Origin of the sequence: Weissella diestrammenae (genome assembly GCF_014397255.1) — a bacterium.
GTDB lineage: Bacteria > Bacillota > Bacilli > Lactobacillales > Lactobacillaceae > Weissella > Weissella diestrammenae.
In genome coordinates, this window is the sequence record NZ_CP060724.1 from 1570063 (window position 1) to 1589381 (window position 19319).

Here is a 19319-nt window from a genome sequence, read left to right on the forward strand (position 1 = left end):
TTATCTTGTTAAATTATCAGATTGATTCTTATTAAAAAAAATAATTAATTAAGGCTTGACTTAAAGTCGACTTGAAGGTTTTTAATAGAGTTTGTTAATTGAAAGCGAGGAGAACAACATGAATTATTTGACATTAAATAATGGTGAAAAGATGCCGCAATTAGGCTTTGGTGTCTATCAAATTGAACCGACACAAACAGCTGATGCAGTATATGAGGCTATTAAGACTGGATATCGTTTGATTGATACGGCCGCAGTCTATGGAAATGAACGCGAAACCGGTGAGGGCATTCAACGAGCTATTGATGCGGGTCTTGTGACACGACGTGAATTATTTGTCACGTCAAAATTGTTTATTTTACAAGCGCCATTTGATCGTGCACAAGCAACGATTGCGCATTCCTTAGCAACCATGGGACTTGAATATCTAGATTTGTATTTAATTCATCAACCTTATGGGGATATTTATGGTGCATGGCGAGCACTCGTATCAGCGCAGAAAGAAGGCCTGGTTAACTCAATCGGTATTTCCAATTTTAAATCAGCTAAAATGATTGAATTTGTAGGCCTCAATCAAGTGAAGCCACAGGTCAATCAAATCGAAGTTAATCCATGGTATCAAAGGCAACATGATCAAGATTGGCATCAAAAATATGATGTACAAGTCGAAGCTTGGGCGCCATTTGCTGAAGGTCGTCAAGATTTATTCAAAAACCCAGTTTTGCAAGAAATTGGTAATCAATATCACAAGTCAGTGGGACAAGTTGTCTTACGTTGGTTGATGCAGCGGGGGATTGTTGCGCTTGCAAAGTCAACAAAACCAGAACGCATGGCTGAAAATATTGCTATTTTTGATTTTGAATTAACCAAAACAGATATGGCACATATTGCAGCGCTTGATTTGAACGAATCTGCATTCTTTGACCATGATGCACCTGAGCAAGTTGAGTGGTTTATGCAGCGTATGCAAGATACAGAATCAAATTAGAGGTCAGCAAACGTTTATATGCAAAGTAGAAATAAATTTGGTATCGTATTACCGATAGCGCTGATTGCTTATTTTTTAATCTTGATGGATAACTCGATTGTCTTCACATCTAGTGTTGCGATTGGACAAGATTTACAGTTGAATCAAATGATGTTGGCTTGGATTTCAAATGCTTATACGCTGACATTTGGTAGTTTTTTGTTACTTAGTGGTCGATTGTCCGATTTGATTGGACGCAAGAAAATCTTCATATTGGGACTAATGATTTTTGGCCTATCGTCATTATTAATCGCATGGTCACAACAAGCTATATTCACGATTTTTTTGCGGGGTGTCCAAGGAATTGGTTCTTCGATTTTAGCGCCTTCGACCCTAGCCTTAATGATGGATGCGTATCAGGGTGAACAACGCAGTCGAGCGATTGCTTATTATGGGCAATGGTGGTATTGGGTCGAGCTTAGGTCTGTTAATTGGTGGTTGGCTAACCACCATGATTTCATGGCGGGCAGGATTTTTAATCAATGTACCAGTTGCTTTGATGCTTTTGTGGTTAACTAGCCGGTTTATTCCATCTGATTCAGTGAACCATAAATCACAGCCACCGATAGACATCATCGGGGCCAGTCTCTCGATTATTGGTTTAATTAGTTTCGTCTACGGTTTAGTTGGTGATAGAATTCAAATGCTTTGGGTAGTCTTTGGTATCGTTATGCTGTTGCTATTTGTATATCAAGAGCATCGAACATCACAACCATTATTGGCATTAGAATTATTCAAAAACCGTGATCGAACCAGTGCGTATTTGATGCGTTTGTTATTTATGATGGCAATGTTGCCTTACTGGTTCTTATTGCCACAAATGATGCAAGCGCAGTACCACTTTACTGCGTTACAATCAGGAATGGCTTTCTTGCCACTCACGTTGGTGAATTTTATTGTCGCTATGCGCCTACCAGATATTACAGCAAAATTTGGGTCTAACCAAACGCTCGTTTTTGGTGAATTATTCTTGCTAGTTGGATTAGCATGGACGGCTTGGATGGATTTTAGTCAAGGCTACGTCATTGCGATTGCATTACCAATGCTAGTCATTGGCTTAGGACAAGGACTGATTTTAGCACCGGTAACGGCATTGGGGGTTGTTGATACGTCAGCGGAACTAGCCGGCATTGCATCAGGCGTGACGAATACGATGCATCAAATCGGTGGTCCGATTGGTCTGTCAGTCATGCTATTAGTGCAGGGTAATTTACATGTGAGTTTATGGATAATGGCGTTCTTTACGTTAATTGCATTGATAATTGGAATTAACGTCACCTACCATACAAAAAAATAAATATTATATAATTAAAAGTGAAATTAAAAGGGGAAGAGCAATGAAGATTACAATTTTAGGTGCGGCTGGACAGATCTCAAGACTGTTAATTCAGCGGTTATTGGATGAAACTGACGCCGAACTAGTTTTGTTTGCGCGTCAAGCAGACACTCGGTTAGCACAGGCATTTAATATGCAATTTGATGACCGGATAACATTGGTTGCAGGCGATTTTTCAGACGCGAAGGTCCTGGAATCTGCAGTTTCTAATGCAGATATCGTCTATTTAAACACGGATCATGGCCAATCAGTTCAACAAACACTTATGGCCATGGATTATGTCGGTGTTAAGCGTCTAATTGTGGCAGGTGTGCTTGGCATTTACGATGAAGTCACTGGCGCATTTGGAAAATGGAATCGTCAAATGGTTGGTCCAATTGGTGAGCGTGGCGCGATGATTGAAACTTTGGAAGCATCGGATTTAGATTATACTTATATGCGAATGACTTGGTTGTATAACCAGGCTGGTAAAACTGACTATGTTGTGTCGTATAAGGGTGAACCATTTACAGGTGCGCAAATTACGCGACAAGCGATTGTGCAGTATGTGTTGGATTTGATGGATGATTCCAAACGCGATATTCGGGTAAGTGTTGGCCTTTGGGAACCAGGCAGTGAAGGCTTACCCAAGCCAAGCTGGTATTAGGAGATATGAATGAATATTAAAGAAGCAAGTGAATTAACAGGGGTTGAGTCGAGTACGATTCGCTATTATGAGCAAGTTGGATTGATTCCAACGGTTGATCGAAAGCCGAGCGGTGTGCGTGATTTTGATGAATTCTATATTCGCCGCATTACCTTTGCTAAAAATATGCGTAGTGCTGGCATGTCAATTGACGCCATTAAACGATATGTGGAATTAGTGGACGATACAGCTCAACATGAGGCTGAGCAAAAAGCCATCTTAGTTGAACAAATTGGTATTCTTAAAGAAAAACGTGATGATTTAGAAGCGACAATTGGATATTTACAATTCAAAGTCGATCATTTTTATGATCATATGCTAGATGCTGAAGAGCAGTTGAAATTACTAGAAAAACAACATGAGATGACTAAGCGTAATCAAAAAGAGGCCTTGTGGTCTGATCGTGTGTAGTGAAGCATTTTTAAATGCTGTACTTTTATTTTATTGTTAGTTAAGAAATTGAAGGACTCTTGGTGAGATATACACTGAGAGTTTTTTTATTAAAGATATTTTAATGAAAAAAGGCTTGCCTTAAAGTGCACTTCAAGGTTTATTGTTAATTTGTATTAAAGATGAATTGAAAGAAAGAAGGCAGTAAGTATGGCTAATAAAATAACAGCTGGCGCAGACATGTTAGGTGAATTTGCGCCACAATTTGCACATTTGAATGATGATGTGCTCTTTGGCGAAGTATGGTCACAAGAGACAGAGTTGTCAGCACGTGATCGTAGTCTGATGACGATTACGGCACTAGTGACGCAGGGCGCATTTGAACAATTACCATTTCATATGCAAAAAGGAAAAGAAAATGGGCTGAAACAAGTCGAAGTTGTCGCGATGATTACCCAATTGGCATTTTATGTTGGTTGGCCAAAAGCGTGGTCAGCTTTCAATATCGCTAAGCATATTTATGAGGAGACCGAAAATGGAAACAAATAAAAACTTACGACAAGGCGCAATTTTTGGTGCTGGAGAAATTAATCCTTATGGGCAATTTTTCACAGGTGATACTTATTTGAAATTATTAGCAGATAGTCCAGATGGTCAAGTTGGTATTGGAACGGTTGATTTTGAACCAGGGGCACGCAACAATTGGCATATTCATCATGATGGTTATCAAATTTTATTAGTGACGGCAGGCCATGGGTGGTATCAAGAGGCAGGGAAACCAGCGCAAGCATTAAAGGCTGGCGATGTTATTGTGACTCGTGAAGGTGTGAAACACTGGCACGGCGCACAAGCTGATAGCTGGTTTGAACACATTGCGTTGACTGCCGGAACACCTGAGTGGTTAGAACCAGTGAGCGACGAATGGTATCAAGCATTATAATCAAGGAGAATTAAAACAAATGACAGAATCAAAGGTAATCGTGATTACGGGTGCTTCATCTGGTATTGGTGCGGCAACAGCAAAATTATTAGCTCAAAACGGGCTGTCCGCGCAATAAGCGAATCATTACGTGAGGAAATGGCACAAGCCAATAATAATGTTCGTGTGACAATTGTTTCATCAGGTGCAATTAATACCAATCTCTTGGATTCGGTAACCAATGCAGAAATGAAGGCTGGTTTTGAAGATTTTTACGCGCAATATGGTATTTCTGCCGAACGAGTTGCCTTGACGATTAAACAGGCAATTGATTTGCCAGAAGATGCTGCTTGGAATGAGGTTGTCATACGTCCAAGTAACCAAGTGATGTAAGCATACAGTGAGGTTTTTGATCCGAATGCATTAATTGGAATGAGAACCAGACGATAATATACTGATTGGTGTCTGGTAAAAAGCGGGATGTTGTTTCTTGATTTAGTGTCTTATCATGTCATTTTGAATTCGTTCAGATTCGTTAAGCTACGTTCGAATAGTATTGTTTGTGCTAAAATTATGAATAGAGTTATAGAAAGGAAATAAATCACATGAATGATTTTCAATTTAAAAATACAACTGACATCCGTTTCGGGAAAAATCATATTGACACTGAATTACACGATGCTGTCGCAAAATTTGGTTCGAAAGTTTTGCTAACATTTGGTGGTGGATCAATTAAAAAGTCAGGACTTTACCAACGGGTTATTAAAGCCTTAGATGGTCTTGAGGTGACTGAATTATCAGGCATTGAACCAAATCCAAAGATTGACTCTGTCCGTGCTGGTCAGAAATTGGTACAAGCAAACGACATTGATGTCATTTTAGCCGTTGGTGGTGGTTCTGTCATCGATGCGTCAAAGGTGATTGCATCTGCTAAATTCTACCAAGGTGACCCTTGGGATTTAGTGATTGATTCAAAGAAGCGTGCCGATTTGCAACAATTACCAATTGTTGATATTTTGACACTTTCTGCAACTGGTACGGAAATGAATCAAGGATCGGTAATCTCAAATCCAGCTACGAACCAAAAGCTAGGTACATTTGGACCAAATACACCGGCTGTTTCATTTTTAGACCCACAATTAACTTATTCAGTATCATCATGGCAAACTGCTGCGGGTGCCATCGATATATTCAGTCATTTGACTGAGCAGTACTTTGATCAAGGAGCAAACGATGTCACATCTGGTTTGATGGAAGGTTTGTATCGGGCAGTGATTAAAAATGCACCAATTGCCTTAGCAGAACCCGATAATTATGATGCACGCGCTGCTTTAATGTGGTCATCAACCATGGCTTTGAATGGGCTTGTTGGTGTCGGGACTGAAAATAGTTGGACAGTACACCCTATTGAACATGAGTTGTCAGCCTATTATGATATTACACATGGCGTAGGGCTTGGTATTTTAACGCCACGTTGGATGACATATATCTTAAATGACGCAACATTACCACGTTTTGCCCAATTTGGACGCAATGTATGGCAGTTAACTGGGGCCGATGAACAAGTGGCTAAAGACGCCATTCAAGCCACATATGATTGGGTCAAGTCACTACAAGTACCAACAACATTGCCGGGTGTTGATATTAAGGATGATCAACATTTCCTTGCGATGGCCAAGAGTGCCGTTCAGGTTGGACAGTTAAATCATGCCGCCTTTGTACCACTTGAAGTAACAGATGTTGTGAAGCTATTTGAAGCCTCTATGACTGATGAAAATTTTAATTAACGATAAACAAAAAAGCCGGATAAAATCAAATCATTAAAAATGAGGATTAGATTTAAGAGGCTGATTTGACCGGAAAGGTTGCGATATGATATCGCACTTTTCCGGTCAATTTTGTTTTCTGGCGTGTTACTACGCTTAGGTAGGGGTGTTTTATCTGTAAAATGTGTCAAATTTTTGATTTAAATCTGATAAGGCGGTAGTCATGACATGTTGTGGTGTTTGAATTGCGGTACCTTCGGCGCGAACAATTTGGAAATCATGAAACCCCATCATTTCTTGGAAAATGGTTTGTAAATATTGGGGGACATAATCAATCTGTTTGTAAAGATTATCTTCAGTATAGATTGAACCTGATGCCATCAACACTAATAAGCGATAATCATCAAGCATGAGGCCCCGAGAAACCTTACCATTTAAATCTGGCGTGTCTACATATTTGAATGTTTCACGCGCAATCATTAGGTTATCAATGTAGTCTTTTAGGCGACTAGGAATATTGAAGTTGTGAACAGGCGTGACAATAACAATCCGATGGTGCGCTTTAAATACGCTCATCAATTCAGTTGAAATTGTTGCCACATTAGCATTATTGTCGTCCCAAGCCGCCAAAAGTTCGTTTTGTGAAATTGTGGGTACTTCATTATCGTAGAGATTAAAGATGGTAAGTTCATCATCAGGAAAGAATTGTTTGAATTTATTTTGAAAAGCTGCTTGTAATCGCAAGGAAAAATGTCCTTCATGATTAAAATCTGGATGGGCATTGATGAGTAATGTGTTCATGATTTGAACTCGCTTTCTATTTGATATAATAACTATATGTGTTATTGGTGACAAAATGCGGCATCAATGAAAGTGAGATGAAAATTGAAAAAAGCAGAGCGATTAAATCAAGAATTAATTTATCTAAGAGACAAGTCAGCTTTCAATGTGCAAGATTTAATGGCAGAATTTAAGATATCCAAGCGTACGGCACTTCGTGATGTTGAAGAATTAGAAGATATGGGGCTACCATATTATGTTGCACCTGGCCGTTATGGCGGCTATCGGTTGATTAAACAACAACTTCTAACATCGATTAATTTTAATGTTGATGAAATCAATGCCATATTTTATGCGATTCGAAGCCTTGAAAAAATATCAGAGACGCCGTTTGATAAGTCTTTTAGTCAAATCCGAGACAAATTATTAGCAACATTGCCAGAAGGGCAACAACAACAGTTAGATAAATTGCTGAGTGTATTACATTATTGGCAAACAGCACCGGTGAAAGAGAACCTTAATTTAGCACTAATTGCTCAGCAAATTATTGCTGAAAAGGCGTTAGAATTGACTGATACACAGTATGGGTCTAAACGAGTACAGGTACAATTTAACGAACTATTCTATCGCGATGGTATTTGGTTTGCGAGTGGCATCAATTATCAAAATGACATGTGGGGTACCTATCGCGTGGACTATTTTGAGAATGTGGTAGCGCTTGATGTACAACGGTACACATTGATAGAACTTAATCAACGTCAAGAAGTGTATGAGTCAACCTATCACAATCAATCATTTCGAATTGAAGTCACACAATTCGGACAAGAATTATTTCTGAGACATCACTATCCAAATATGCAGTTGATTTCTCAAGACAGTCAATACTATATTGTCGGTGGTTATAATCAATCTGAATTAAATTATATGGCACATTATTTGGTAGGTTTTGGTACCGAAATCAAATCAATATCGCCTGAGCCATTACGCCAAAAGTATGTTGATGTTGTGGCTGAGATGTTAAAACGTCAGGCGTGAGTGCGATTCTACTGAACTTCGTTTTGAATTTTGATTGGGGATGTCATTGTGGAGGCATGTAAGAATATATGGGAAAGCATCGAAAATAATAACGTTGCTTTTTTAAAAAGTACTACCATTTGATTGATAAAACTTATTTTTAGAATATGTATTTTCTGATATTTATATATAGAAAGTAATTAATTGTGTTTTTAAGGTATAATTTAGTTTGATAGGGTACGGACCTTATTTTATGTTTAGGCGGATGAATATTAAACATTATCTTACTTTGGGGAAATATCATGAAACTTTTTAAATATATTTTTATTGCATTGGCTACTTCTGTCATTTCAGGGACGTTGAATGGGAAAAACAACGTTGATGTCAACCTTAAGGCTAGCGCTGCAACTATTCGAAGCCATCACATTGCAGGTATTGGAATAGATTTTGGTACTAAATATGTTGATGATACGCTGACGTATTTCGAATTATCGTATCCACAAAATCCAAATGAGATGCATATTTTGACGAAAGATAATGCCAATGAGTATCTGTCAATGGTTGATGATCCCGGAATGGTTACTTTTATTCAAAATATACTTGATGATCCTACAGATTTCATTGAAAAAAATCAAAATAAAAAAATTCGGGATGTGATGCAATTTACTTCCGACGTTACCATGGATAAATTAATTCTGCAGAATGAAACACAAGCATGGCTGTTTCAAAGTGTAGGTGCGTTTAAAGCGGGCATTAAAAATGCAGAAGACATCAAAAACGAATATGAAACGACTTACCGTAACAAATATATCGCCATGGGCGTTAATGAACCAATTATGAAGCAACAAGATGCTATTCTTGGTTCAGGTGATGAAAATGTGATTGATTCATTTGCAACACCAATGTTACCAACGATTTTTATGTTGCTTAATACCAGTGATGTAAAAGAATTAGCAAAGCTTAGTCCTACGATGACCGTAGAGAAAGATCAGGCCTATTTGAATCTAACTATTGGTCAAGGTGGACTGTTTACTGATCGACATGGCAATGAATTAATTGATATGAGTGCCTTGTTTGCGACTAGACTACCGTTCGCATTTGTTGATCATGGCAAAGTTACAGTTAACTACGTGACTGATGACGGTGAGAATATTATTGATCCGATCACACTAACTGGAAGTATTGGTTCAATATATCAGTCAAAATCTGGTAAAGAATTGGATAGTAGTCAAGCAATAAAATTTAATGGACTAAATTTAATTGATGTTGTTGGTGACTCTGAGGGCATGTACACGGATCAACCGAAAACTATAACTTATCGATACAGTGTAGATGATGCACAAAATCAGCAATCTACAAATCAACCGACGAATAAAGGGCAAAATATAACAGAATCACATTCAGTAAATTCATCAAAAAAGGGTGAACTACCGCCAACTGCTGTACAAAATCCACTAGTATTTGTAGGTGTCTTAATTAGTTTTATGACACTTTTGATAGAGATAGTGAGACGTATCTGGTGAGAATTACTTTGATGAATAAGTTGTTAATTATGTGGACAAATCTGGTCGAGCGTTAGTAAATCCAATTATTTTATCAGGAAATGTTGGTGAAGAATATGACACCAATAAGATAAAGCGTGACCCGGAGCTTGAAAAGTATAAACTAGAATCAATCATTGGCAATGTTGAAGGTGCTTTTTCGAAAACAGCACAAACCGTCACTTATGTTTATACCTTGCCAGATACTAAACAAGATGGGAAAATGAATGAGTTGCATAAAACAATGCCCCATGGTACTTCAGATACTTCAAATCATTCCAGTAAATTGTTAACCCTACCTCAAACTGTGGGGACAAAAGCATGGATGATGTTACTCGGAATAGGATTGATATTTAGCGTAGACCTATTGACTATTATTTTTAAGATAGTAAAAAAACGATTATAAGCTCACAATCATTACAAATGCTTGGAATAACGCGATTACAAGGATACATTAAAGAACATGAAAAAAAGAAGTAGTAAGCGGCTCAACCAAATGACAGTAATGGTTGGGGGTGTCCTGATTGTTATGATTATCGTTACTGTGACGTTAGGAATCGTTTCTCATCACTTGTTATCACAAGTTAAAGCTCACCGGAGTAATTTAGAAACCTCAACGTCAAGTATAGATAAAGTTAAAAGTTCAAAAAGTCAAACTACCCAGTCAAATACTATGGGGCATGTAGATGCTGTAAAGGCCGTCAAATTGCTAACTGTAGAGCAACGTGCCGCCTTAATTATTTTAGGTGCACCAGATGGTTGGTATCTGAATGGCTATCCGTCGCAAACGACGATTGGGACCTCAATTAGAAATATGGCTTTGTCAGACACGAATGAAATCACATTATCGTATGTTAATACGGCACTTGCAGAAAATACGCGGTCATCCGATCAAGTGTTGTCAGTTTTAGGTAATGATATTCAAGGCGTAGGCGGTGTTCCGGCCCAAACTTATGCTTTTGGACGTGACGGAGATGCGATATATTATTACGTTGTTGATAATCATTTAGATAGTGACGCTCCGCAATCTATAGCGGAACCCATCGGTCAGAAAAAAGCTATTTCAAAAATTTGGCAAGATTACTATGACGTGGGTGATTTAGGAACCGTGAATCAAATAGCAGCTCATATCAAGCTAAAATAAATATGGTTACCACGAAAAAACGCTATCTTGAATAAGACGGCGTTTTTCTAATTTAATAAGTACAGTATCAAAGTGAAAATATATTTAATAGTGGCATGTGATTGCGTTTCAGGAAATATTATAATGATTAAAATCTCAAATGGACGTTTGTTGGTAAAATATCAGGAATCCATCAGAAAATAATGACCAATTTTTCTTTATTCGTCATCTAATTTGAGTGTCGACAATAAGTTTTGTAAGGCATTGATTTGACTGCACAATTCATCAACTAATGTTTTTGAAATTAAGCCAGATTTTTTACTATTGATTAAATATATTAGCTCTTCCTCAAGTACCATGGCATATAGTTCATACTCATCATTGGTTAATAGCTTTAACTTTGGATCAAAAATGTCAGAATCCATACGGCTCCTTTCGCGCAGTGCAAAAATTAAAACTGGATCTGTATTTTGGGCTGATAATTGGGTTAAGTAGGCATCTACAGCAGGATTAATAATGGCCATTATTTCGTTAAAAGCATCTTTCCAACGTTTGTCGATAAGGTAACTAGTCATCATTGGATTATCGCTATTTTGCTCGATTTCATAATGGTAGTATGCTAGTCTTTTATTGGCCCAGGCAATTTTTTCTCGTAATCGCCGGTGACGTTGATTCATGACGCTTAACGCAGTTATTTGTTTCTGATATTTTTTTAATTGATGTTCTAAATGATGAACACGCTTTAAATCACGCTGATATAGATTTTTTGTACCATCCATCAAGTGCCTAAAATAGTAGTAAATTATCCATAAATACCATCTCACTTGAGCGATCAGGGGTGTTTTATCTTTTCCATTATGTTTGAATAATTTGTGACAAATGATAATTGCGTCACCCGACAATGCATTATTTTCGAGAGCGGCATCAATTGCAGTTTGTCGAACTGTCTGTAATTGTTTAAAAGCTTGATTCCAATCATTTGCGAACCAGTGTTTCGGTTGCCAACCGATTTGTAAAGTGAGTAGGTTTGATACGCTTTGTTTTAACACATCTGAAATCGGTAGCTCACTGACATAATTAAGCGCTGAGGATACCATTCGTGTTTGAACAGCATATATTTCTTCTTGTTGATAATTTAAACATTTTTGTGTGGTGAAGTACGAAACTGACAATGCTGGAACAATTAAACTGAGCAAGACAACAATCATAGCAATGAGCAGAATATCATCTCGATAAAGAAAGCGATGGGTTGAATCAATCATGATTGGAATTGCCAAGGCCAGTGCAATGGTTTTTGTACCATGGACACCGCCTAGTGAGAAAAGTAGTGCTTCGTTGAGATTATCTTTTGAATTTTCTAGGCGATTGGTACTGATGATAAATATGAAACGAATAATTAGCATTGTGGCATAAATTAAAATGGCAAGTGCAATTCGAGTGACTAACTGAACAGTATTAAATTCGTGGTATATTTTAACAATGCTAATCACACTAATGCCTAGCATAATAAACACAACACCGCCTAGAATTTTAGTGAGTATTTGCCAAACTTGATAAATTGAGTTGTTTAATTTAGCTGAATCAAAATCACCACGATGGCGCTCAGTGTTATGCCAAATGCCGGCAACAACTACGGCAAGAAAACCAGAACAATGGAGATGTTCGGCAAAGAGATAGATGGCAAGTGGCCCTAATAGTTGAATCATCATGTGAGTGGATAAATCAGTTGCTTTTTTTCTAATCATGAACTGACGTAAATAAATCATAACAGTACCACTAATAAATCCAATCGTGATGCCACCAATGATGGCGCTTGGTAAACGAGAAATGCCATGAAAAATGTTTAATTCTTGGGTTTCAACATATTGCACAGCGACGGACATAATGACAAGGCACGTCGTTTCTATGAACAATGATTCCAGCCCCAGTATTCGTTCAATATTGGATTTAATATTTTTGTCACCACTGATAGCGCTTAGCGATGTTGCATCAGTCGGTGTAATAATGGCGGCGAGAATAATACCAAATACAAGAGGCCAGCCTAAAGTGCTTTGGACAATCAGACTTATCGAAATGATTAATACTGCGGCCATAAAAAAAGTGATTTTTAAAATTGAAAAAATATTTGCAGAAATATTATAGAGTGGAGTACGATAGCTCTCAAAAAAAATCAAAGGCACAATGACAATTAACATAAACCATTCAGAATGTAACTCGATGATGTACTTTGAAAAATATGGCAGAAAAGGTAGTGCCATGCCGATGGAGATTTGAAAAAAAGCTTGTGGTATTCTGGGAAATATTTGACTAATTAAGTTGGCAACAATCATTGCACAAAAGATTGTTGCAACAGCGTATATATTGTCCATAACTGGTGTCTTTCAAGTGTTTTTTTCAATAATAGCATAGGATTTCATTGAATTTGATAAGTTCTCAAATTGGTCAATAATTGACCTTATTACCATCGCTGATTAGATGTTTTTGTCGCAAATAGTTCAAAAAAGAGCCAGTCTATCAGGCAGAATAGACTAGCTCTTTTTAATTAAGTGTATGCGACAAGTTGATATCGATATCGCAATATTTCAGTTTTTGTGATGTCTCGTGGTGTTCAATGAGCCGGTAGACCAAATTACTTTTTTGATTAAGATTCTCTAAACGATAGATAACTAATTTAATTTCATGAGCCGCTGACGTAAGGCGTCATCATAAGCTGTCAGGTATAAACCATATTTACCACGTTTCATTAAAACATTTAAGACGTTGCCAATGAATTCTTTATATTCATCCGTTGTGAATGTGATATCTTTGCGCTTTTTGAAAATTTCTTTGTGTGAATATTTTTCGGGGATAATCGTCATTGAATCCGTTTTTTCATCATAACCAAAGGATGGACCGATAATCATACCAACGTAGTTTAAGTCAAAACCTTGAAGCGTATAAATAGTACCAACTTGAGTGATTGATGACTCACGCTTGGCCCAATGTGTACGTTGTGGATCCCATTCGTCCCAAGGTAGTGAAAATGAATCCATTTCAACATTGTGCCGTCCATCAATACGTGGAAAACCAGAAGTTGCAACCACTCGACTGAGACCAACTGTTTTATTTTTTTCAATAATATTTTGGTAGAGTTCACCGGCAGTGTCAAAGACTTTAAATTCGAACTCACTGTTATTGGGGAAGGGTGTGATTCTTTGCTCAGCAGTTAAATGATCCATCCATGCCGTTTGTTCGTCGCTGGTAATCATACGATATTGGAAATTCATATCAAATTCTTTGTATGGATAATCACCGATTGCGGCTTTGACTAGCATTGGTGACCAGTACATTTTTGATTGAAAGACTTGTGCAAAATCGTAAACGACAACCACGAATTTGGCTAAATTCATTAAATCAACTAGCTGGTTCTCTCCGTGATAGTGCATGTATGGCTCAGGTTTTGAAAGGAGTAAGTGCGCCTCGTCAACAAAGATTACGTCGTATTGCCAGTTCTTTTCCTGGGCTTTATTAATTAATGGGGTTGGACGTGTGATATCGCGTTGATTGATACCCGGCATATCGGCTGCCAAATCTTTATATGCCTTAAATAGTTCAGGGTGATTAACCACCAAAGCAGTGCGATATTTTTTGTCTGCCATATATTTGGCAACAAGATGCATCAAGACAACTGATTTACCTGTCCCAGCCGCACCATTAATAATAGCTGCTGAATGACTATTAGCTTTAATGGCATCTGCAATATACGCATTCATTTCATCAATGATGTGTTCTTGATCGTCAGATAAGGTATCAATTAGGAATTGTTCTTTGAGTATTTGATTCATTTTAAATATATCCTTCTTATAAGTAGCTGTATTGAGAATACCACGAATAAATGCTGTTGGGTAATAGTTACTGGTATCGGGGAGGATAATTGATGAAATAATGTGCAAAGGTGGATATTAATTATCGCAGTGAGGTGGAAATTAAATAGTGATTCCCAAACCATGAAACTTCAGGGATAATTTCATGCACTGGTCGAACAAAAAGAGCATCTTGTTGGTAAACGCTTGATATTAAGTCATTTTTGTTGGATGAATCGGTAGTTTATATGTTTGACCTGTATCAATTTTAGAAAGTTTGGTAGCCCTAGATTGTTTCAAATTAACAAATTCAACATACGTACGCTCGATATAGCCTAGCATAACACTGAATTATCGAGGATAAGCATAATATAATTATCCTCGGCCTGATATAGATACAATGTTGCTCTAGTTTTTTCTCCAGAAATTTCTGTGAAATGCACAACTTATCTGCTTAGCATGGTCAATACTTTACTTATGACAAAATGCAATCTTTAGTAGAGTAATCGGATAGGATGAAAAAATATGAACTTTGTTCGACTCTTTTTAGAAGAGATGTAGAGTTTGCTTGCGTTGATAATTTATTAAAGATAAAGTGACGTTACAATAGTGATTTTAGTTTAGATGATTTGTTACTATTGTGAGTTGAAAATGTTGTGACAGGCTACTGATACATAAGAATGGAGATAGACTATGAATAAACATATTTATTTACTAATGACTACTGTTGTTTTTATTTCAGCTTTAACAAGCGCTTTGCCAATTTTAGCTGATGAAATGCGAACTCATGAATATTCAATGATTAATGGTCATACTGTAGAGATAAAAGATTGTGACCTGGTAGACGCAACAGGTGATGATAAGGGGGATCGTGCAGAGTTGTTACTAGATTCTAAAGAAAAGACTTTAATCATTGATGGATCTAAATTATTAATGCCATTAGTAGATGGAAAATGGAATGTGATGAACAATTATTTATTCGATGAAAATGATGATTTGAAAGAAAATATGCGGCCTTTAGTTGGAGCAGCCATCAATGCGGTTGCGCCAGACTATTTGCAGACTGGGAATGGGTGGTCATGGCAAAATGGTCGACAATCTGGAATAACTGTTGCTGGATATAACTATCAAAACTCATTGAAGATGTATGATAATATTTCAGCTGCAATGCTTATCACTGGTGTAGCAGGATTTGCCGCTGGTAATCCGATTAGACAAATACTTGGCGTACTGGGTGTAGTGGGTATTGATGGGCTTGGTTTATCCGCCATTAAAAATGAATTAAGCAACCTCAAAAATGCTTATGATAAAACTACAGATCGTGGGTTTGGGACAGTTACAACAACTAAGGGTGGCCGTTTTTATGATTATTTTTATAACGATAGTTGGGGAACACCGCAATCTGCTCTGAGCAAAGCAGACGGTTCAGACAAGCGAACACCAAACAATTGGCCTGGTGGGCTAAATGCAATGCATATGGATTTTTATTTAGGATGGTCATGTGATTACAATAGTTCAGGACGATGGGTGGGTGTGAATGGTAATAAGGTAGCTTATTAGAAATAAAGGATGTGCGAAATGATGAAAAGGATACTGTCAAGCAAAATTACTTCTCGGGAAAAAGCAATCTTTTGGATAGGGTTTTCAATTTCTTCAGTTCAAATCGATATCCCATCTGGCCTTTTTTTGCTAATTGTCGCATTCATATTTTTAATAGTAGCTATCTATAGGAACCCTTAAAAATGGGGACCATTGTTTCGTAACTTTGAACATAGAAAATAGAATTTAGTTTGAAGCAATGCTATTTAATTTTTGCTGACCTGAGTCTGCCAATTTGGCGGGCTTTTTAGTTTGATTTTAGAGTTGTATGTTGTTTTGCGTGATATTCTTGAGAATCTTTACAAGCGATTCAAATAATCCCAGCTGAATTCATCGATAAAATGTTTGATCGAAGAATTCTGTGTTGATACATTGTTTCTGATAAATGTCATACAGTATGATGAAAGTCATTTTAAATAAAATGCATTAATCTGTATAAGGGCATTTGTTTTGTAGTCATATATAATTAATTTTGAATGAATTATCTTTAATGATATTTATTTGATTTTACTGAGAATAAGGGAGCGGATTTGAAAATGAAAAAAGAACGGATGATTACCTTTTTAGATGCAATGATTCCAATTATTATGATCTTTTTAGTGTTGGAGTTTCCTAAACCAGAGCATATAAGTTTGTCAACTTTGTTGGAACTAAGAACTGACTTTTTTGCTTATTTCGTATCATTTTTTTGGTTAGGTATGATGTGGGTCGGTAGTCATGAACGATTTGAAAATATTGATGAAATACAAGATAAAACGTTCTGGGCTACAATTATCATGTTATTTTTTACCTCGCTCATTCCGTAGGCAACAGAAGCGTTAACCATGGATCCTAACAATCATTTTGCAGCTGCTATTTATGGTATTATCATTATTCTAGTTAGTGTATCTAATGTTGCGCAATATGCAACTTTGGACAGAAACGGCGCCATTAAAACGTACTTAAGGAATATGTCGATTGACTTAGGCATAAAAGTAGTTGGATTAATTATTGCTGTGCTATGTTATCCCATTTCTATGCCAATTTTTGTATTTGTTGCTGTTATATTTTTATTTATTAAGTCGTCACTAAGTAAAAATAATCAGTTAAACGATTGATACAATAGTAGTATATGAATTATATTTTATTCTGAATAGAAAATCATAGGTTGAGTTAAAACCAAATATACTAAAATAAGCCTCACAAGTCGGACTAGGTCTAACCCGTGAGGCTTTATGACATGTTGAAAAGAAACATGCGGTGTAAATCCTAGGTGAATGCACTGATTGCCGCATAGTATTGGTTAGTATTTTGTAATACTGAGTTATCGTAACTGAGATAAATTCAACAGCCATAGATTAGTGGTTACAAATCAGATGCCTGATATGATGTGTATTTTTTGTGATAATATAGGAAAGTCCTCTTTAAATATTTTGGGAGAGGTAGAATATACTAGATGTCTATTGTCTAGCAGATGATTCTATGTGAAATCTAGGAGATTTTTAAGCGTTAAAAATAATGGAGAAGTATTAAAATATATGTTTGAGTCACTGATTTCATTTTCGTTACCCTTTGCGTGGATATATATCATTGTAGCGTCAATTATAATTTTCTACATAAATTGTAAAAATAAATATCCAATTAAAGGATTAGGAAAAAAGCTAAACGTGAGGAATACAGTGTGGTCACAGGTCGGATTAATTCTAATTTGTTATTTACTGATACAGTTCTTGATAATTCAAATAAAGCATAACCATGAAATTATAGGTATCTTGCTATCAGTATTAGTCGTAGCTCTCACCATATTTGGTTTGATACGGTTTGATATTAGAAAATTCAAACACATTAAACAAAATTATTCGATTGAAATTCGGATACCTTATGTCGACGTAATGACTATATTTATAATACAGGCATTAACTTCATATCTATTTGCTTATTACATTGTACTTAGATTAGGTATAGTTGTAATTTTGGAAGATTTGCAATTAATAGCTCAGGGATAATTGATGATATGTATGTAAAAAACATTTAACCTAGGGTTAACGAGAAGTGAATAATTAAATAATAAATAGATGAATCGGACCTCTAAAGCTGGATTCAAATTAACCCAGCAAATTGATTGGGAAAATTTAGTAGGTCTTGAAACGAAGCTTCTCTAAATAGTTTTGCAATAACTTGCTTATTGTTATGTACTGCTTAATATTTAAATCGTGGAGTTTATCGTTTGATTCACAAAACAAGTAATGTGAAGTGTTGTAGGTAAGGAGTTTTATATTATTGGAGATCGAGAATTATTTACCAAAAAAATGGCAGCTACCAGTCCAATCAAAATATCGATGGATATTATTGATGAATTTAATTTTAGAATAAGGTAATAAATATCCCCGATATATTGAATATATATCGGGGATATTTTCAAATTGTTCAATTAAGTGTGATTGCAAGCCACGAGATGAGCGCAGTTCACCAGCAGACATTTCAATAATTGTTTTTTTCTGATAATATGTAAGCATAAAGAATGTAAAGGTATGTATTATGAATTTAAATAGTATTAAAAATAAAAAAGGTGGTAATTGGATCACTAGTTGCTGTTGTTGTGTTAGGCGTTACTGGTACTAGCGTTGCTGTTGCACAACATTCAAATAGTGTAGACACTGCTAAATCAGCTTCTCATAAGGTTAAGAAGTCTATGAAAAAGGCTGTTAAAAAAGAAAGTTCTTCATCAAGTTCATCTTCATCTGAAAGTTCAATATCAAGTGAAGTTGAATCGTCAGTAGTTGCGAGTTCTGTTGCTGTAAAGCCTCAAACACAAGCTACTGCTCCGCTACACCTGCTACTCAACAAACGGTAGCTAGTGGGACACAATTAGTTTCACCAAACCTCTATGTATATGGTGCGCCGGGATTGTGCTTAGGCTATGTTGATTCAGCATTTGGTGTGGCTGGCCGTGGTGGTTCACTTAGCTATTCTGCAAGGGAAGCTGCTACAGCAAATCATGTTATGATGTTTAGCCTAAATACGTTATGCTTAGATCAGTTAATAAAACTTTAGGTTAGCTACATGATTTTATATAAAGCAAGATAAAAGGACCATATGCTAAATAAGATTACGATAACAGGAACATCGCGAAGAAATTAAAAAAGATATAAAAATAGAACTCAGGGTTGGAAAATTATTTAAAGACTTCAAAAGTTAAAGCTCTTGATAATATATATTATGTAAACTAAGCTGTCGAGAAATCATTGGTCTTTGTCAAATTAATGTTAAAGATTTGTTTATACTTAATTAAAAGCCTCAGATAAAGAATTTATTCGG

19 protein-coding genes and 1 pseudogene are annotated in these 19319 nt (G+C 36.5%); 17 read left to right on the forward strand and 3 right to left on the reverse strand.

From position 1 onward, the window contains the following. The first annotated feature begins 118 nt into the window (after positions 1–118). From H9L19_RS07750 to H9L19_RS07790, 10 genes and pseudogenes are all read left to right on the forward strand, one after another. Positions 119–988: an aldo/keto reductase gene (locus H9L19_RS07750; RefSeq protein WP_187529081.1), complete on the forward strand. Its 870-nt coding sequence runs from the start codon at positions 119–121 to the stop codon at positions 986–988. 18 nt (positions 989–1006) lie between these two features. Beyond that, on the forward strand, positions 1007–1546 hold the full coding sequence (locus H9L19_RS08465; RefSeq protein WP_338061917.1) for an MFS transporter: 540 nt from the start codon (positions 1007–1009) through the stop codon (positions 1544–1546). Beyond that, on the forward strand, positions 1479–2324 hold the full coding sequence (locus tag H9L19_RS08470) for an MFS transporter (protein ID WP_338061929.1): 846 nt from the start codon (positions 1479–1481) through the stop codon (positions 2322–2324). Before H9L19_RS08465 ends, H9L19_RS08470 begins: the two co-directional genes overlap by 68 nt. 40 nt (positions 2325–2364) lie before the next feature. Further along, complete coding sequence (locus tag H9L19_RS07760) at positions 2365–3009, forward strand: NAD(P)H-binding protein (protein ID WP_187529082.1); 645 nt, start codon at positions 2365–2367, stop codon at positions 3007–3009. 9 nt (positions 3010–3018) lie between these two features. Beyond that, a complete protein-coding gene (locus H9L19_RS07765) occupies positions 3019–3459 on the forward strand; it encodes a MerR family transcriptional regulator (RefSeq protein WP_187529083.1) in 441 nt (146 codons plus the stop codon). A gap of 189 nt (positions 3460–3648) precedes the next feature. Next, entirely contained in the window at positions 3649–3987 is a 339-nt protein-coding gene (locus tag H9L19_RS07770; protein WP_187529084.1) for a carboxymuconolactone decarboxylase family protein, read from the forward strand. Beyond that, a complete protein-coding gene (locus tag H9L19_RS07775; protein WP_187529085.1) occupies positions 3974–4378 on the forward strand; it encodes a cupin domain-containing protein in 405 nt (134 codons plus the stop codon). The genes H9L19_RS07770 and H9L19_RS07775 overlap by 14 nt, the downstream gene beginning before the upstream one ends. A 19-nt stretch (positions 4379–4397) precedes the next feature. Continuing rightward, a pseudogene (locus tag H9L19_RS08345) lies at positions 4398–4481 on the forward strand (oxidoreductase); the annotation flags it as partial. Between the two features lie 35 nt (positions 4482–4516). Beyond that, positions 4517–4750 carry an SDR family oxidoreductase gene (locus H9L19_RS07785; protein ID WP_187529086.1) on the forward strand — a complete coding sequence of 78 codons (234 nt, stop codon included), beginning with the start codon at positions 4517–4519 and terminating at the stop codon, positions 4748–4750. Between the two features lie 212 nt (positions 4751–4962). Then, a complete protein-coding gene (locus tag H9L19_RS07790; protein ID WP_187529087.1) occupies positions 4963–6144 on the forward strand; it encodes an iron-containing alcohol dehydrogenase in 1182 nt (393 codons plus the stop codon). 150 nt (positions 6145–6294) lie between these two features. On the opposite strand, the gene H9L19_RS07795 is transcribed toward H9L19_RS07790, so the two are convergent. Continuing rightward, positions 6295–6924 carry an FMN-dependent NADH-azoreductase gene (locus H9L19_RS07795; RefSeq protein WP_187529088.1) on the reverse strand — a complete coding sequence of 210 codons (630 nt, stop codon included), beginning with the start codon at positions 6922–6924 and terminating at the stop codon, positions 6295–6297. An 84-nt stretch (positions 6925–7008) separates the two neighbouring features. On the opposite strand from H9L19_RS07795, the gene H9L19_RS07800 reads away from it, so the two are divergent. The 4 genes from H9L19_RS07800 to H9L19_RS07815 all read left to right on the forward strand — a co-directional run bounded on the left by H9L19_RS07800 (position 7009) and on the right by H9L19_RS07815 (position 10602). After that, positions 7009–7938 (forward strand): helix-turn-helix transcriptional regulator, encoded by a 930-nt coding sequence (locus tag H9L19_RS07800; RefSeq protein ID WP_187529089.1) that lies wholly within the window; start codon positions 7009–7011, stop codon positions 7936–7938. Positions 7939–8219: 281 nt separating this feature from the next. Further along, on the forward strand, positions 8220–9440 hold the full coding sequence (locus H9L19_RS07805; protein WP_187529090.1) for a MucBP domain-containing protein: 1221 nt from the start codon (positions 8220–8222) through the stop codon (positions 9438–9440). Positions 9441–9471: 31 nt separating this feature from the next. Continuing rightward, on the forward strand, positions 9472–9864 hold the full coding sequence (locus tag H9L19_RS07810) for a MucBP domain-containing protein (RefSeq protein WP_187529091.1): 393 nt from the start codon (positions 9472–9474) through the stop codon (positions 9862–9864). 90 nt (positions 9865–9954) lie between these two features. Further along, positions 9955–10602 carry a hypothetical protein gene (locus tag H9L19_RS07815; protein ID WP_187529092.1) on the forward strand — a complete coding sequence of 216 codons (648 nt, stop codon included), beginning with the start codon at positions 9955–9957 and terminating at the stop codon, positions 10600–10602. Between the two features lie 197 nt (positions 10603–10799). Here H9L19_RS07815 and H9L19_RS07820 read toward each other — a convergent pair whose 3' ends face one another. Next, entirely contained in the window at positions 10800–12950 is a 2151-nt protein-coding gene (locus H9L19_RS07820) for a cation:proton antiporter (RefSeq protein ID WP_187529093.1), read from the reverse strand. 297 nt (positions 12951–13247) lie between these two features. Further along, a complete protein-coding gene (locus tag H9L19_RS07825) occupies positions 13248–14405 on the reverse strand; it encodes a DUF2075 domain-containing protein (protein ID WP_187529094.1) in 1158 nt (385 codons plus the stop codon). A 711-nt stretch (positions 14406–15116) separates the two neighbouring features. On the opposite strand from H9L19_RS07825, the gene H9L19_RS07830 reads away from it, so the two are divergent. From H9L19_RS07830 to H9L19_RS07840, 3 genes are all read left to right on the forward strand, one after another. Continuing rightward, positions 15117–15983, forward strand: a complete 867-nt coding sequence (locus H9L19_RS07830; RefSeq protein WP_187529095.1) for a hypothetical protein — start codon at positions 15117–15119, stop codon at positions 15981–15983. A 575-nt stretch (positions 15984–16558) separates the two neighbouring features. After that, positions 16559–16828: a TMEM175 family protein gene (locus tag H9L19_RS07835; protein WP_243198173.1), complete on the forward strand. Its 270-nt coding sequence runs from the start codon at positions 16559–16561 to the stop codon at positions 16826–16828. Positions 16829–18570: 1742 nt separating this feature from the next. Then, positions 18571–18855 carry a hypothetical protein gene (locus H9L19_RS07840; RefSeq protein WP_187529097.1) on the forward strand — a complete coding sequence of 95 codons (285 nt, stop codon included), beginning with the start codon at positions 18571–18573 and terminating at the stop codon, positions 18853–18855. The last annotated feature ends 464 nt before the right edge of the window (positions 18856–19319 follow it).

Excerpts from the sequence above, each read along its gene's own strand:
- H9L19_RS07750 (WP_187529081.1), top strand. The coding sequence starts at position 119 with ATGAATTATTTGACATTAAATAATGGTGAAAAGATGCCGCAATTAGGC.
- H9L19_RS08465 (WP_338061917.1), top strand. The coding sequence starts at position 1,007 with ATGCAAAGTAGAAATAAATTTGGTATCGTATTACCGATAGCGCTGATT.
- H9L19_RS08470 (WP_338061929.1), top strand. The coding sequence starts at position 1,479 with ATGATTTCATGGCGGGCAGGATTTTTAATCAATGTACCAGTTGCTTTG.
- H9L19_RS07760 (WP_187529082.1), top strand. The coding sequence starts at position 2,365 with ATGAAGATTACAATTTTAGGTGCGGCTGGACAGATCTCAAGACTGTTA.
- H9L19_RS07765 (WP_187529083.1), top strand. The coding sequence starts at position 3,019 with ATGAATATTAAAGAAGCAAGTGAATTAACAGGGGTTGAGTCGAGTACG.
- H9L19_RS07770 (WP_187529084.1), top strand. The coding sequence starts at position 3,649 with ATGGCTAATAAAATAACAGCTGGCGCAGACATGTTAGGTGAATTTGCG.
- H9L19_RS07775 (WP_187529085.1), top strand. The coding sequence starts at position 3,974 with ATGGAAACAAATAAAAACTTACGACAAGGCGCAATTTTTGGTGCTGGA.
- H9L19_RS07785 (WP_187529086.1), top strand. The coding sequence starts at position 4,517 with ATGGCACAAGCCAATAATAATGTTCGTGTGACAATTGTTTCATCAGGT.
- H9L19_RS07790 (WP_187529087.1), top strand. The coding sequence starts at position 4,963 with ATGAATGATTTTCAATTTAAAAATACAACTGACATCCGTTTCGGGAAA.
- H9L19_RS07795 (WP_187529088.1), bottom strand. The coding sequence starts at position 6,924 with ATGAACACATTACTCATCAATGCCCATCCAGATTTTAATCATGAAGGA.
- H9L19_RS07805 (WP_187529090.1), top strand. The coding sequence starts at position 8,220 with ATGAAACTTTTTAAATATATTTTTATTGCATTGGCTACTTCTGTCATT.
- H9L19_RS07815 (WP_187529092.1), top strand. The coding sequence starts at position 9,955 with ATGACAGTAATGGTTGGGGGTGTCCTGATTGTTATGATTATCGTTACT.
- H9L19_RS07820 (WP_187529093.1), bottom strand. The coding sequence starts at position 12,950 with ATGGACAATATATACGCTGTTGCAACAATCTTTTGTGCAATGATTGTT.
- H9L19_RS07825 (WP_187529094.1), bottom strand. The coding sequence starts at position 14,405 with ATGAATCAAATACTCAAAGAACAATTCCTAATTGATACCTTATCTGAC.
- H9L19_RS07830 (WP_187529095.1), top strand. The coding sequence starts at position 15,117 with ATGAATAAACATATTTATTTACTAATGACTACTGTTGTTTTTATTTCA.
- H9L19_RS07835 (WP_243198173.1), top strand. The coding sequence starts at position 16,559 with ATGAAAAAAGAACGGATGATTACCTTTTTAGATGCAATGATTCCAATT.